Source organism: Emticicia sp. W12TSBA100-4 (assembly GCF_040253585.1).
Lineage (GTDB): Bacteria > Bacteroidota > Bacteroidia > Cytophagales > Spirosomataceae > Emticicia.
Genome location: NZ_JBELAU010000079.1, coordinates 1 through 472, shown reverse-complemented (window position 1 = coordinate 472; position 472 = coordinate 1). Strand labels below are relative to the sequence as shown.

Here is a 472-nt window from a genome sequence, read left to right as displayed (position 1 = left end):
CAATATGGCATTGGTTCCTGCTGGGATTTTGATTACACTATTACCCGAAACTTCCCCTATATTACTTATCACACTACCATTCTGTGCTGTGAAGCTTACTGAATATGTCCCATCTCCGTTACATACAGCTTGGCCTACACTCAAATTTGATACTTGAGTACATATATTAGGTACTGGACAAATTGGTGCTGTTACTAACATTTGTGTTACCGCTCCACAGCTTGAAGTTGCTGTTAAAGTCGTATTGCCATTAGTTACTGTCAATGTATTGCCACTAATTGTACCGTTAGTTGTACTTACTGATGATACATTGCTGCTAAATGTAACTGTATAACCTGTGCTATTACATACTATATTCTGTATTGTTAATACTGGTTTTGTACAAATTGGTGTTACATTAATGTATAATGTAGCCATAGCACAAGCCTGTGGTGTTCCATTATCACAAGTAGTATAAGGAATACTTACTGAG

The 472-nt window shown here is 36.7% G+C and carries 1 protein-coding gene; it reads right to left on the bottom strand.

Annotation, left to right across the window (positions count from 1 at the left end; genetic code table 11):
• The coding region (locus ABR854_RS25830) for a hypothetical protein (protein ID WP_350268735.1) at positions 1–472 on the bottom strand (472 nt) is incomplete at both ends.